This is a genomic window from Desulfurispirillum alkaliphilum (genome assembly GCF_055378285.1).
Window position 1 is genome coordinate 2379112 of the sequence record NZ_AP042405.1, and the last position, 13400, is coordinate 2392511.

The following is a 13400-nucleotide window of genomic DNA, read 5'->3' on the forward strand; positions in this document are numbered from 1 at the left end:
GCACGACGCAGGAAGCACCTCTTTCATTCCCCCTTCTTATCGGCAGCATTTCCAGCCCCCTTGAGTGTTTTTTTCGCGCAGGCAAAATTTATGATGCCAGGAGGGTCACACTTTTTCGCATCCTTTGCCACGCAGACACGCACTCGCAATGTATCGACCCCAAGGACTGGAGTCGAAATCTTACCAGGTGCTGGTACCACCTGAACAAATCACGGAGGATATTGTCATGTCCAATGTTATCTACAACAACATTCCGTCTATCAATGCGCAGAACAACCTGCGCGTCAATTCACAGAACCTTTCACAGTCCATTGAGCGCCTGTCTTCGGGCCTGCGCATCAACCGCGCTTCCGACGACGCCTCCGGTCTGGCCATCTCCGAGAAGATGCGCGGACAGATCCGCGGCCTTGACCGTGCTGTCGCCAACGCCCAGGACGGCATCTCCCTGATTCAGACCGCAGAAGGCGCTCTGAACGAGACCACCGCCATCCTGCAGCGTATGCGTGAACTGAGTGTTCAGGCCGCCAACGGCACCCTGACCTCTGACGATCGCCAGCACATCCAGCGCGAAGTGGATCAGCTCAAGAGCGAAATCGACCGTATCTCCACCTCCACTGAGTTCAACACCAAGAAGCTGCTCAATGGTGACGCCACCGCACGCTGGAGTACTTCCAACAGTGACCTCATGGAAGCCATCATCCGCGACCAGGTCATCACCGGAAACTACAAAATCGATGTCACCGCCAAGGTGGGCAAGAACCAGGTGCTGAAGTCCAACATCATGACCCTGCGTGAAGGCGCCTTCGCCGGTGACGTGCTCACCCTGGCCGGTGTTTCGGTCAGCGCGTCCGTCAACTCCTCCGGTATTGCCGGCATCTACGCCGCCGAGGGTGTGCGCACCGGTGATATCACCGACCGCACCTACCTGGTCAATGTGGCCACCACATCGCTGGCTGGCGCGTCCTTTAACGGAGATTCAGCCTTGGCTTTTGCCAGCATCAGCAGCGGAAGCATGGCCATCAATGGCACCTACCAGCAGGCAGGATCGAACTGGTCCGTTCTGAGCAATGGCTCAGGAGAACTTGAAAACCATAATGGCATGAATATCTTCGCCACCCATGGAGGGGTCGTCACGGGATACCATGGCTATATGGAAATCGAGTTCCTGCAGGATGCCCACCTGACCACTGGTGGTTCCGATGTCACCGGCGCTGCCCGCGTACGCTTTATCAGCGTCACTACAGGTGAAGCCGAAGCCTGGGCCACCGTCAACATCGTTGACAATGCCCTGAGCCTTGGTGGACTGGCCCAGTTTGATGCCGGAGCACAGCTGCTCTTCAACGACGGCGCCATGATCAAAACCGGTGACAAGATGCTGTTGAGCATCAACGGTGAGGTGGATGCCGCACGGATTGACGGCAGTGCAACCGGTGGTGCCGGCGGTGCTTTCAAAATCGACGAGCGCTACTACAATGAAGTGGGTTCCGGCTCTGTTGTACAGAATATGGGCGCCTACTACGTCATCACAAACGGCACTTCTGCTGCCGGTGGCATGCAGAACACCGTCCTCAGCGAAGGTCCCAAACAGCACCAGTACCATATGGCCCAGATGGACGCCAATACCGGCTCCGTCACCATCGGCTCCATCACCCTGGACTTTGCTGCCAACCAGACTGGCACGCAGCATGACGATCAGGTGAACATGGAAGTGCGCGGTACGGGTGGACTGGCCTCTGCCTACACCAAGCTCAAGGACATCGATGCCTTCATCACTCCCGATGGCACCAATGTCTTCGACACTTCCCAGAAGCTGACCATCTACGGTAACGGCAAGTCTGCCGATGTGTACCTGGAAGGTAATGACTCCATCGCCCGCCTGGAAGAGAAGCTGATCAAGGCCATCACCAAGGATCTTGGAATCTCCATGGGTAACACCACCACCGACAACCGCGTGGTTGACTTCGTGGGCAAGGGTTCATCCGTTGAAAACAGCGACGCTGCCGTGGAAGGCACGCTGCTGATCCGCTCCCTCTTTAACGGTGCCCAGGGCGAGCTGGCCTTTGTTGGCGAGCAGAAGCTCATCGATGCCCTGAACCTCGATCAGGTACAGGCCTCCGAGGAGAACACCTACAATGTGCGGGTCACCAATGCCCACACTGGCCGCCCCGTCGGCAGTGACACCGTTGGAGACGGCGTGATGAAGAACGTCATTCAGGGCGTGGATGTGGTGTTTAAAGGCAACATCGGCATTGAAGCAAGTTTCGATGCTACCAGAGCACGCTTTGAATTCACGGCGGAAACTGACCCTGCAACCATGAACCTGCACCTGGTGGATAACTCCATGAGCTTCCAGATTGGTGCCAACGCCGGTCAGACCATGCAGTCAAACATCGCCCAGATTGACACCAAGTCTTTGGGAATTGACCGCGTCCTGGTGGTCAGCCAGAGTCTGGCCCAATCAGCCATCACCGACATCGACAAAGCCATTGGCATGGTTTCCACCGAGCGGGCCAAGATGGGTGCGGTGTCCAACCGTCTGGATCACACCATCAACAGCCTCAGCGTCGCCTATGAAAACCTGCAGGCTGCAGAGTCCCGTATCCGCGACGTGAACGTGGCCAAGGAAATGTCCCAGTTCACCCTCAACCAGATGCTGACTCAGGCTGCCCAGAGCATGCTGGCCCAGGCCAACGCACTGCCCCAGGGCGTCATGCAGCTCCTGCGTTAATGAACTACCATTAGGAACAGCAATCCCGGAGGTACTCCCTCCGGGAGGCTTTCCGCAGGAGGTGCGCGATGCAGGTTGAAAGCTATCAGGCTGTGTCACCTTCCGCAGGAGATCGGGCTGACGTCCTGCAGCAGCGACGTAATGCTGCTGTAGACCGGTTGGCCGCTGGCAAAACACCGGATGGCGCAGTGCCACGGCCTCAGAAAAGTGAAGCCACCCAGGCTCCCAGCAAGGAGGAGCTCCAACGCGCTGTTGAGGAGCTGAATCGCAATATGAATTTTCTGAACGTTTCACGCCAGTTTGAAGTGGAAGAGACCACGGATACCCTGGTGGTGAAGCTGATGGACAAACAGACGGGAGAAGTCATCCGTCAGATTCCTTCAGAAGAGGCCATAAAGCGAATGTCCCATATGCAGGATTTTCTGGGTATGCTCTACGACGGCAATGCGTGACACATGAATTGAATTTTGCTACAAAGGCACTGAAAGGCGACTTTCAGTGCCTTTGCTTTTCCGGAACTTCCCAACACTGGAGGACATATGGCCATTTTCAATAACCCCCGTGAACGTGAGGCGGCAGCAGCCAAACTTTTCAAGCAGGCTACCGAATTGCACAAAGCTGGCCAGTTTACCGAAGCTCAGAATATCTACTTCCAGATCCTCAAGTTTCATCCCACTCACTATGGTGTCCTCCACTACCTGGGAGTGCTGGCCTATCAGCACCAGAATTACCCGGAAGCGGAAAAATACTTTCTGAAATCCCTGGCCCTGAACCGTGAATCCTCCGATGGTTTTTTCAGCCTTGGCAATACCCTGAAACTGCAGGGGAAGTTCATGGATGCAGCCACGGCTTTTCGCAAGTCCCTCGCCCTCAAAGAAGACGATCACGAGTGTCATTACTGCCTCGGTCAGACGCTTGAGGAAATGGGGAAATGTGAAGAGGCCAAGGAATCCTACGCGCGGGCAGTGATTCTGAAAGAGGACTATCAGGAAGCAATGGATGCGCTCAACGCCCTGGTACTGAAAACACAGAGCCAGGGCTGATATTGCCACACCACCCATGTCTGCATATCAGTATCTTCCGTTCCCCTGACTCTTCTCTTTCCAGGCTGATGCCGAACACCACGTACTCTTGGCAAAAAAATCCTGCAGGGCTGTTTCACAACCCCGCAGACGAAGATCATGCGGATTCCAGCAACCGTTGACCCCTGTCCTGGGGCAGCATATCACTGGTTTTGAAGACGCCGAGCCGATTCTGCACATCGCTGGCCAGATGGGCCAGATCCGTAGAGGCGTGACCGACTTCTTCGGAGGCCTGGGCCGACTCTTCTGCCGCTGCCGAAATGGTCTGGATATCCGCACTGATCTGATCAGACGTGGTGGACATCTCTTCCATGGCTGCTACATTCTGCTCTATGAGCACCTGCAGGCCCTCTATGCCAGCCAGTATCTCTTCAAAGGCCAGATCAGTCTGACGGGCCAGCTGATTTCCACTCTGGGCTCTGCCGTTGACATTTGCCATGGCTTTGGTCACCTGTTCCACACCGCTTTGAATACTCTGGACAATATTGATGATCTCCTGGGTCGACTCGGTGCTTCTTTCGGCTAATTTGCGCACTTCATCTGCCACCACAGCAAATCCACGTCCAGCTTCTCCGGCACGGGCCGCTTCGATAGCGGCGTTCAGGGCCAGCAGGTTGGTCTGATCGGCGATATCATTGATCACCTGTATGACTTCTTCCACGCGTGCAGCTTTCTCTTCCAGGGCGTGGGCAGCCTGTGTGGCCTGTTCGGCTTCACCGGCGATGGCTTCCATCTCACGGGTTGACTGCTGGACGATCTGCCCACCCTTACGCGCCTGGCCCAGAGCTTCGATGGAATTTTCCTGAATGGATGCGATATTGCGGGTGGTTTCATTGACGGTCTGGGACATCTGCAGGGTTGCCGAGGCTATCTGGGCAATGCTTTGGGCCTGACTGTTCATGCCTGCGCTCATCTGTGAAGAGGAGCTGCTGAGCTGCTCACTGGCGGAGGCAACGCCCTGGGAGGACTCGCGTACCCCAATAACAATGTCATGGATGCGATCCAGGAATTGATTCACATACCCCGATGCTTCGGTAAGCTCATCTTTTCCCATCAGGGGAATGCGCCGCGTCAGATCACCTTCACCGCTGGCAAGATCCCTGGCAACCCGGGCAATGGACGAAGAGGAGGTAATGATTGAGCGCATGATAAAGAACATGGGGATCATGAGTGCGATCACCAGCAGTACTATGGCTGTGGAGAGATTGCGCACCTGGGTCCAGAAGACTTTCTGGATATCATCTATATACACCCCGGTTCCGATTATCCAACCCCAGGGCTCAAAACCCATGACATAGGAGGTTTTGGCTACAGGGTTGCTGAATCCAGGCTTCGGCCAACGGTAACTTACATGTCCTTTCCCATCCTTGCGCACCACATCGACAAATTCCACAAAGAGGCGAACGCCGTCGGGATCAGTCATACTGCTGAGGTCCTGTCCATCCAGGGCTGGGTTGGTAGGGTGCATGATCATGCGTGGCCGCATGTCGTTCACCCAGAAGTAGTCATCATCGCCATAACGTACCGACTTCAGGGATTCAAGCGCCGCCTGCTGCGCCGCCTGCTGCGTCATCCGACCTTCCTGCGCCAGCTTCCAGTAGTGCTCCACGACGGTATAATGTGATTCGGTGATATCCCGTACCGCGTCTTCCTTGGCCTGATAGAGACTGCCATACAGGGCATTGAGTGAAAGGATGATAAGCAACCCAAGACTTGCCACGGTGATAAGAATAAAGACAATCAATTTCCCCTTGATAGTGTAAAACGCCTGCATATGTAATCTCCTGAATGACGGTTATTGTGTAAAAACGTCTACGCCCCGAGAGCAGCTGGCTCATGGACTTCCAGACCGCTTTCAATACTGCCGATAATGGCCCGAAAATCGAGCATAAGGATTAACCGCCCATCCATGCGCACGACCGACTGCACACAGTCGCGCTCATTGTGTTGTTGGAAGTCGCGGCAGGACTCCATTTTTGTGTTTGCGATCTGATAGATCCGATTGACGGAATCCACCAGAAAGCCATGGAAGTGCTCGCCAAACTGGGTCACAATCACCCGCTTTTCGCTCAAAGGGGCACTGGTTTCGGCTCGGAGCCAGCTGGCAAGATCAACCAGGGGAATGATGTGCTCACGCAGATTGAAAATACCCAGCACACTGGGGTGAGAATTGGGATACTGGGTGGTTTCGGGCACTTTTATGATCTCCCGCACATGGCTGACATCTATGCCATAATGCACCGGATTGCGCCCCCCGCCACTGGTGCGGTGAAACAACTGAAATTCAATAATTTCCACGTCACTGCCTTTTACGGCCACGTGCTCCTGCTGACTCATATCAAAACTCCTTTCTCTTGCTGAATGCTTGCCTGGGGCTTATCCTGGGCACAGGGGTCGCCCTGAAATCCGATGGTCTGATGGATATTCCAGAAGGCTTCCTCGGTATTCAGGAAAGCGCGTACTATAAAAGGATCAAAGTGTCCGCCCCCTTCACTGGCGATGATGTCACGGCAGACGCTGCGAGTGTAGGCGGGCTTATAACATCGGGGGCTGCTGAGCGCGTCATAGACATCAGCCAACGCCACAATGCGGGCGCACACGGGGATATCCTCGCCGTTGAGAGCATAGGGGTAGCCTTTGCCATCGAAGCGTTCATGGTGGTAGACCACGATATTCCAGGCCGTCTGATAGGTGCAGACATCCATGTTCAGGCAGAGGTCGTCCAGAATATATCCACCAAACTCCGTATGCCTTCTGACGCGCTCCATCTGCTCATCTGTCAAAGGGCCAGCTCTATTCAGAATGGATTCGGGGATGCATACCTTGCCGATATCGTGAATATGGGAGAGTTCCACGGTGCGGCAGGCCTGCTCAGGAGTCAGCCCCTTCATTTCCATTCGCAACAGTTCGCTGGCCAGAATCTGGGTGAAGTAGCGCACACGCTTGATATGCCAGCTGGTTTCCGGGCAGTGGTGTCGTGTCACCTGGGCCAGCTGTCGGATAAATATTCGGCTGGATCGGATCGACCTCATCATGGAACACCTCTTTTCAGGCCGGATTCAACAGATGCGTGCTCACCTGATTTTCGTGGATGGTAAAGCGGTCGGTCAGCAGCTGCAGTGATTCCGCCTGGGCCTGCAGATCATTGACTGTGCGGGCCACTTCCACAACGACCGATGAACTCTCCTCCACTCCGGAAGCAATCATCTGAACATTGGACGAAATATCCCGAATGGCCTGATACTGCTGCTCGACCGCAGAGGCTATGGCATCATTCGACTCCACAATCTCTTCCACTGAATTGACAATATGGTTAAAGGTTTCATTGGTGCGCTCCATGGCCACCGAACCTTCGCGTACTCGGTTCTCGGTGGCCCCCATTCCGTCGGAAATACTGCTGGCCTGACTTTTGACAGCGTTGATGATCTGCTCAATATCCAGAATGGACTCCTGGGTCTTTTCCGCCAGCTTGCGAACCTCATCGGCAACCACAGCAAACCCGCGCCCCGCGTCTCCAGCTCGAGCTGCTTCGATAGCGGCGTTGAGGGCCAGCAGATTCGTCTGCTCCGAGATATCGTTGATCACGGCAAGCACCTGGGTAATTTCTGCCGTCAGGGACCCAAGGTTCTGCACATCCTCAGCAAGTGCGTCGCTCTGACGCTGGACAGCCTGAATAGCACAGACGGCTTTGGCAACCATTTCACGGCCCTCGTTGGTCTTCTCCATGGCATTGCGGGATTTCTCCTGACTCAGCTCCACATTGTTTTTCACCTCAAGGGCTGTGGCATCCATCTCCTCCAGAGCACTGGCCACACTGGCAATCTGTGCCGACTGCTCGTTGAAGGTCGATGAGAGCTGCTCTGTAGTGGCCGAAAGCTCCGAATTGCCCGATGCCACACTGTAGGCACTGGATTTGACGTCAAAGACAATGTCGTGGATCTTGTCCACAAAAAGATTGAAATGCCCGGAAAGCAGACCCAGTTCATCGCGGCTTGTCACCTGTATGCGCTGGGTCAGATCTCCATCGCCGCTGGCGATATCCTCCACCAGTCCGCACAGCACCTTTATCTTTCGTATAATCAAACGGTGAAGCAGAATCCCCAGAGTCACCATAAAGAGAATCACCAGTGCCCCGGTAATTCCCTGGGAGACACGAACAATACCCCGCGACGCATCCACTGCCGCCATCACACTCTCTAGAGACTCACCAATAATGAACACACCCACCTGCTGAGCCTGGAAGTCCAGAACCGGCTGATGGGTGAAGAAAAACTGGCGTCCGCTCTGGTGGGAGTGGCCAAAGAGTGCAGATGATGAAATACGCTCAAAGTCCTGAAAGAATTGGTCATGTATCTGATTTTGAGCCAGCACCAGATTGCCACTGCGCCGGTTTCCGGCCATTTCTGTCGCAACGCTCAACTGATCGGCATTCATCATCAGAATAAGATGACGGTTCTTCTGCGCCATGGCCTGCACCACCGAGTTCATCCCCTGAATGACTTCCAGGGAACCAACATACGTCTGACCATCAAAGATGGGAACAATGGATCGGTGGGTCATGCCGGCGCGCCCCACCTCAAAGGCAACCAGAGCCTTACCGGTGCGCTTCACCTCATGGAGTGTCTGTCGAAAACCACTCAGATCATCGCCATGGCTGGCAGGATTCCATGAACGCAGAAAGGAGCGCAGATCCGCCGTGTGAATATGCACACGCACATTCTGATAATTGGATTGATTGCGCAGCGATTCAGAAATGGCTGCGAGAGTGGAAATACTCAACTCACGATTACCACTGGCCAGGGATTCAATAATCCGGTCATTACTGGCGATGGTCAAAGCTGTCGTCAACCCCACATCATTCTTGGTGACCAGCTGCTCATGGAGCATCTCGCGCAGAAAGTCACCCCGCTCCGCCAGCACCGCGCGCTCCACGTCATTGCCAAGACGCTCCAGGTACCAGAAAGTACCTCCGAAAATGACTAAACCAATAATAAGAATGGAACCCAGAATTTTTTGTCCAAGAGACCAGGATTTCATGATGCTCCTCCTCCACTTCCACTGTTTGCCGTGGAATACCGCAAGGAGCATGCCAGAATGATTGCTTTTATTTAAAAGAGGTTACAACTACCATGACAGTCAAACATAATTGACCAGAGACACAAAAAAACACAGATATGACAGTAAAGAGAGGAGATAGCGAGAATATTGACACCTCTGGGCCGGTCAAGCATGCTTGACCGGCCGGCTGCTGGAATCAAACAGGCTGCCCAAAACACCACTATTTTATGCAGGGTGGTGTTTCATAGTATGCTGCCAAAAAAGTTTTACGAACTCCTTCTTCAGATTCAGACGCTCGTTGCAATCGGTAGTGTTTGCGCGATAAGCAGCGCCCTTGCGACACAGCAGCAAAGCGTTGTCACCGGAAAATTCTAAGGTGTAGTTCCCTGCGTCACAATCAGGGAAGCAGAAGATCCTTTAATGCCTTTTAAAGGTTAGAATCCAGTGGCAGGAGATTGGTCAAAGAGTTGGTCAGGGGCTCGGATTACTGAGAAGCTGGTACCTGGCAGTAAATATGGCAGAGCCCAAGATGGAGAGGAGGTGGACAGCAGGGAAGATTACTCCCACTGTTTTTATCGACGATATGGCTCACCCACGGGATCTCCTCTGACAGAGGGGTGAGAGAAAATAAGAATGAATATTGAAACAGGAAGTTCGGCTTACGCACCGCGAATACGGAAGAGGGGATAGCGCCAGGAAAGCTCAAGAAAATCATCGCACACGCGCCACGAAAACAGCACGTTCTTGGTGGCATGCAGGTACTCCTGCCACAGGTTCAGTGTTCCGTTGTCTGAAAGGCGAGTCGCGTCCTTCTCACCACAAATCGGTGAAAGCCGCATTTCCAGCACCAGGTCACCTCCGTGCTGATACAGAGCTGTTCGCATGCAGGTATTCTTCTGTGGCGAAACCTGTTCCAGCAACTTCAGCAGAATACTTAAATGAATCATGAATACCTGCTGTCGCTGTTCAAAGACCAGCATGCCGTCAGGTGGACAATGCTCCCATCCCTGACCATGAGAAGAATGTTGACAATCAGCTTCTGCCAGGGGCTGACAGCTCCAGGAAAGCGATATCCTGCGGCTGCGCAGTTGATCAGCGGCAAGCTCAAAGACTTCGCGCATCAGCATGCGCATGTCAAACGCGGTCGCCACGTGTTGAAAATCCTGCAGCTGTTCTGTCTGGGCGAGTATCTGCATGATTTCATTGACACTGACCTGGGCTTTTTCCTGCCAGCGCCGACCAGCCGGACTGACATCCTGCTCACTGTCTATACTCAGGAGTGCCAGTGCCAGCATATTCATGGGCTTGCGAATTCGGCTGGCAACCGCGCCCATGCCACTGGCCATGGTGCGGGTAGAGATGGGCAGCCCACGATAGAGACTTGAGCCGCAGGCAAACTCCACTGGCTCCAGGAACACAGTGTACCCTTGGTAGCCCTGAAATGTACCATCTTGTCGAAAGCATGGTTCACCTACGGTATGCACACGCCACCAGACGCGCTCCTGAGCATTCAGGTGATGGGTAGCCCTGAAGGGACGATGATGCGCAAATGCTTCCTGCCATTGGCGTTTCAGCTGCTCGTGATCATCGGGGTGGGAGTCTGTGAGCCAGTTCTGATAAGATACCGGAGAGATTATCCGGGGAAATACTCCGTCAACCGCATCACGGAAGGTTCCGTCAGCATCGCACTGCCACAGCGTCAAAGCGCAGTGGAAGCCTAAGGACTTATCCATAAATTACGCCGATTTTCCTGTATGTGATTATCGCCGCCGCGAGACACGTCAATCCGTAGTGAGTGACCTCAAGCTTCTCAAAGCGCACATGAATCTTCCTGAAACGGTTGAACCAGGAAATAGATGCTTCCACTATCCAGCGCCTCGCCTTCTTTGATGGGTCACGCTTCTTGTCCTCGATCTCTTCTTTTCGCTGCTTTACATGGGGTATGTATCCGCGCTGAAGAATGCTGCTGAGCGCCGGCTTTCCCTTGTAGCCACAATCTGCGCAAAGATGCTGCTCCTGCTCTGCAGGCTTCTCGAAGACTACGCCATCAAGAACGGCTTCAAGCTGGCTCACATCATGCCGGTTCGCTCCGGTTACGACGATGGACAACGGGACGCCACGACCGTCCACCAGGACATGACGCTTGCTCCCGTTTTTTTCCCCGATCCGTCGGGTTCTTCCCTACGGTTTCAAGAGCCATTGGAGCTTTGTACATTCCGCCATCTATGCTTTGCCACTCCCAAGCTATCCCCTCCATCTCGTCATACTCAGCCAGCCCCTGACGCCAAATAGCTTCGAATACACCGGCCTTACTCCATTCAATGAAGTACTTGTGCACTGCACTGGCGCAACCAAACTGCTCCTTGGGTATCGCTTTCCACTGACAACCGGTGCGCAGCACATAGACAATGCCGGAAAACGCCTTCCTGGGGTCAAGTCGCTTGCGCCCACCACCAGGCTTGCGCTTGTAGATCTTGTCAGGATCTCTTTGCTGGATTGGCAGTAAAGGCTCAACTCTTTGCCAGAAGGCATCTGAAACTTCCCATGATTGCACTTTAGACATAAATCACCGCCATGAATGATCTTTTGTGGATCATTCTACAGCGAAACATTGCTCGGGTCAATGATTATTTATGGACAAGTTCTAAATTCTTCTGCCCATTCCCGCCCTCTCCATGGTTTTGCATGGTCACCTCCAGTTTCAACAGAAACCAGCAATATCCATGCCACAGCAAAACCAATGGTTTAAAGGCTCTCGAGATCAGACACGTCCCCATCGCGTCAATCAGGATTGACATTCCGGAACAACTATCAAGAACTTACTTTTTATGAAGGCGTTAGTCGAGTTCCACCTGCTTGACCCGTCAAGCAGGGTTGACGGAAGAGATCCTGAAACCACTGCAAGCTCTTCATGATATACCCCCTCTGGTTCTGCACCTTTGACATGAGCGTGAAGCAGTAAATATTTTGCTTACGTCAAAATGACAATATCGTAAACGAAAAGAGGAGTACCAGATGAGTCAAGCGTGCAAAATCATTACTGTTTTCGCGTAGTAAACATCAGGACAATAATACCTTAAGCAAAGACGACAAGATGCGTAACTTCAGTTAAGTATTTTCTTTTTGAGTTTCTGATTAAGCGCCTGCTTCGAAATTCCCAACAGGGTTGCCGCCTTTGCCTGCACGCCACAGGTGATGTCCAGGGCATTGGAAACGGCAAATGCTTCCAGCTCTTTGAGTGTAGGAAAGTAGCCGAACAGATGTACCAGCGAGTTGCCTTCCCCGTTGGTCACCATGGGTGAAAAGCCATGGGTCTCATGCAGGCTGCTGTTTTCCCGCACCATTTCCATGAAATGGGTAACGCCCAGGGTGCCTTCATGGCAGCGAGCGACAGCATCAAACACCAAAGCCTCAAGTTCCCGCACATTTCCTGGAAATGGGCAGCTCTTCAGGAAGGCAACCACTTCCCCACTGATAGCCGGTGCCTCGCAGCCGTAACTGCGGGCGGTCTTTTCCACGAAGTGATGCAGCAGAAGGGGAATATCTTCACGACGCTCCCGCAGTGGCGGAATTCGCACCAAATGCGTGCGGATACGATAGAACAGATCCTTGCGAAAGCTTCCGTCGGCAACAGCACTGACCAGGTCACGGTTGGTGGCCAGCACCACTCTGGCGTTGGTAGTACTGGGAGTATCCGAGCCCAGCGGGTAGTAAGTACCCTCCTGCAGCAGGCGCAGCAGTTTCACCTGACTCGCCTCACTGAGATCTCCAATTTCATCGAGAAAGATGGTGCCATTCTGCGCCCTGGCAAGCAGCCCTTCGCGCGTCTTCTCCGCACCAGTGAAGGCGCCTTTCGTATGCCCGAAGAGGGTATCGGAAAACATGGTGTCATCAAGGCCGGCAATATTTATGGGGACAAAAGCCCCCGGTCTTTGCGAAACTTTGTGAACAGCGCGCGCAAAGAGCTCCTTGCCACTGCCGGTCTCCCCGTTGATCAGAACGGGTTGCATACTCTGGGCAACGGCTCCTATGTACTTGAAAAGGGTTTTCATGCGCGGGCTCTGGGTTACGATTTCTTCGAAGGCAGCAGGGGTGCTGTCGGGGTTTTCCAGCAGGCTTTCACGCATGCGGGAAACCTGAGCGCGCAGTTGACTGACTTCTACCGCCTTCTGAACAGTTGCCATAAGTCTGCTTTTGTCAAAGGGTTTGACAATATAGTCAAAGGCACCGGATTTCATACATTCAATAGCTGTCTCCACGTCATTGACTGCCGTCATGACAATGGCGGTAAGCTCAGGAAACTCCATCATCAACTGCGCCAGCAGTTCCTGCCCTGACAGATGGGGCATCATGAGGTCAAGAATGACTACGGACGCCCCCTGCTGCCGCACGGCGTCCAGGCCCTGTCGGGGATCACAGAGTGTGGTTATGTTACGGTAACCGGCGGATCGCAGGGCTACTTTGGCAGAAAAGAGGCTGTCTTCCTCATCATCTATAATAACCAGTGGCAATTGAAAAAATGACATAAACCT

At 53.6% G+C, this 13400-nt stretch carries 10 protein-coding genes; 3 read left to right on the plus strand and 7 right to left on the minus strand.

Annotated features, from left to right (window positions below; all coding sequences use genetic code 11):
- Nucleotides 1-226 precede the first annotated feature (226 nt).
- The 3 genes from ACZ46I_RS10715 to ACZ46I_RS10725 all read left to right on the plus strand — a co-directional run bounded on the left by ACZ46I_RS10715 (nt 227) and on the right by ACZ46I_RS10725 (nt 3771).
- Nucleotides 227-2728, plus strand: a complete 2502-nt coding sequence (locus ACZ46I_RS10715) for a flagellin N-terminal helical domain-containing protein (protein ID WP_464280772.1) — start codon at nt 227-229, stop codon at nt 2726-2728.
- A gap of 68 nt (nt 2729-2796) precedes the next feature.
- Nucleotides 2797-3180, plus strand: coding sequence for a flagellar protein FlaG (locus ACZ46I_RS10720; RefSeq protein ID WP_464280773.1), 384 nt, complete (start codon nt 2797-2799; stop codon nt 3178-3180).
- 87 nt (nt 3181-3267) lie between these two features.
- A complete protein-coding gene (locus tag ACZ46I_RS10725) occupies nt 3268-3771 on the plus strand; it encodes a tetratricopeptide repeat protein (RefSeq protein ID WP_464280774.1) in 504 nt (167 codons plus the stop codon).
- Nucleotides 3772-3907: 136 nt separating this feature from the next.
- Here ACZ46I_RS10725 and ACZ46I_RS10730 read toward each other — a convergent pair whose 3' ends face one another.
- From ACZ46I_RS10730 to ACZ46I_RS10760, 7 genes are all read right to left on the minus strand, one after another.
- Nucleotides 3908-5584 (minus strand): methyl-accepting chemotaxis protein, encoded by a 1677-nt coding sequence (locus tag ACZ46I_RS10730; RefSeq protein ID WP_464280775.1) that lies wholly within the window; start codon nt 5582-5584, stop codon nt 3908-3910.
- A gap of 38 nt (nt 5585-5622) precedes the next feature.
- Nucleotides 5623-6147 carry a chemotaxis protein CheW gene (locus tag ACZ46I_RS10735; RefSeq protein WP_226509013.1) on the minus strand — a complete coding sequence of 175 codons (525 nt, stop codon included), beginning with the start codon at nt 6145-6147 and terminating at the stop codon, nt 5623-5625.
- Nucleotides 6144-6845, minus strand: a complete 702-nt coding sequence (locus tag ACZ46I_RS10740) for an HD-GYP domain-containing protein (protein WP_226509012.1) — start codon at nt 6843-6845, stop codon at nt 6144-6146. The genes ACZ46I_RS10735 and ACZ46I_RS10740 overlap by 4 nt, the downstream gene beginning before the upstream one ends.
- 13 nt (nt 6846-6858) lie before the next feature.
- The gene (locus ACZ46I_RS10745) at nt 6859-8847 is read right to left on the minus strand and encodes a methyl-accepting chemotaxis protein (RefSeq protein ID WP_464280776.1); all 1989 of its coding nucleotides are present in this window, start codon (nt 8845-8847) and stop codon (nt 6859-6861) included.
- A 680-nt stretch (nt 8848-9527) separates the two neighbouring features.
- The gene (locus tag ACZ46I_RS10750; RefSeq protein ID WP_464280777.1) at nt 9528-10601 is read right to left on the minus strand and encodes a hypothetical protein; all 1074 of its coding nucleotides are present in this window, start codon (nt 10599-10601) and stop codon (nt 9528-9530) included.
- A protein-coding gene (locus ACZ46I_RS10755) for an IS5 family transposase (protein WP_464280308.1) occupies nt 10594-11431 on the minus strand; the annotation gives its coding sequence in 2 pieces (ribosomal slippage) (nt 10594-11025 and nt 11027-11431; 837 coding nt in all). The genes ACZ46I_RS10750 and ACZ46I_RS10755 overlap by 8 nt, the downstream gene beginning before the upstream one ends.
- Nucleotides 11432-11972: 541 nt before the next feature.
- Entirely contained in the window at nt 11973-13394 is a 1422-nt protein-coding gene (locus ACZ46I_RS10760) for a sigma-54-dependent transcriptional regulator (RefSeq protein ID WP_464280778.1), read from the minus strand.
- Nucleotides 13395-13400: the final 6 nt, after the last annotated feature.

Bases quoted from the DNA above. Each gene is read 5' to 3' on its own strand.
- ACZ46I_RS10715 (WP_464280772.1), top strand. From the start codon at position 227: ATGTCCAATGTTATCTACAACAACATTCCGTCTATCAATGCGCAGAAC.
- ACZ46I_RS10720 (WP_464280773.1), top strand. From the start codon at position 2,797: ATGCAGGTTGAAAGCTATCAGGCTGTGTCACCTTCCGCAGGAGATCGG.
- ACZ46I_RS10725 (WP_464280774.1), top strand. From the start codon at position 3,268: ATGGCCATTTTCAATAACCCCCGTGAACGTGAGGCGGCAGCAGCCAAA.
- ACZ46I_RS10730 (WP_464280775.1), bottom strand. From the start codon at position 5,584: ATGCAGGCGTTTTACACTATCAAGGGGAAATTGATTGTCTTTATTCTT.
- ACZ46I_RS10735 (WP_226509013.1), bottom strand. From the start codon at position 6,147: ATGAGTCAGCAGGAGCACGTGGCCGTAAAAGGCAGTGACGTGGAAATT.
- ACZ46I_RS10740 (WP_226509012.1), bottom strand. From the start codon at position 6,845: ATGATGAGGTCGATCCGATCCAGCCGAATATTTATCCGACAGCTGGCC.
- ACZ46I_RS10745 (WP_464280776.1), bottom strand. From the start codon at position 8,847: ATGAAATCCTGGTCTCTTGGACAAAAAATTCTGGGTTCCATTCTTATT.
- ACZ46I_RS10750 (WP_464280777.1), bottom strand. From the start codon at position 10,601: ATGGATAAGTCCTTAGGCTTCCACTGCGCTTTGACGCTGTGGCAGTGC.
- ACZ46I_RS10760 (WP_464280778.1), bottom strand. From the start codon at position 13,394: ATGTCATTTTTTCAATTGCCACTGGTTATTATAGATGATGAGGAAGAC.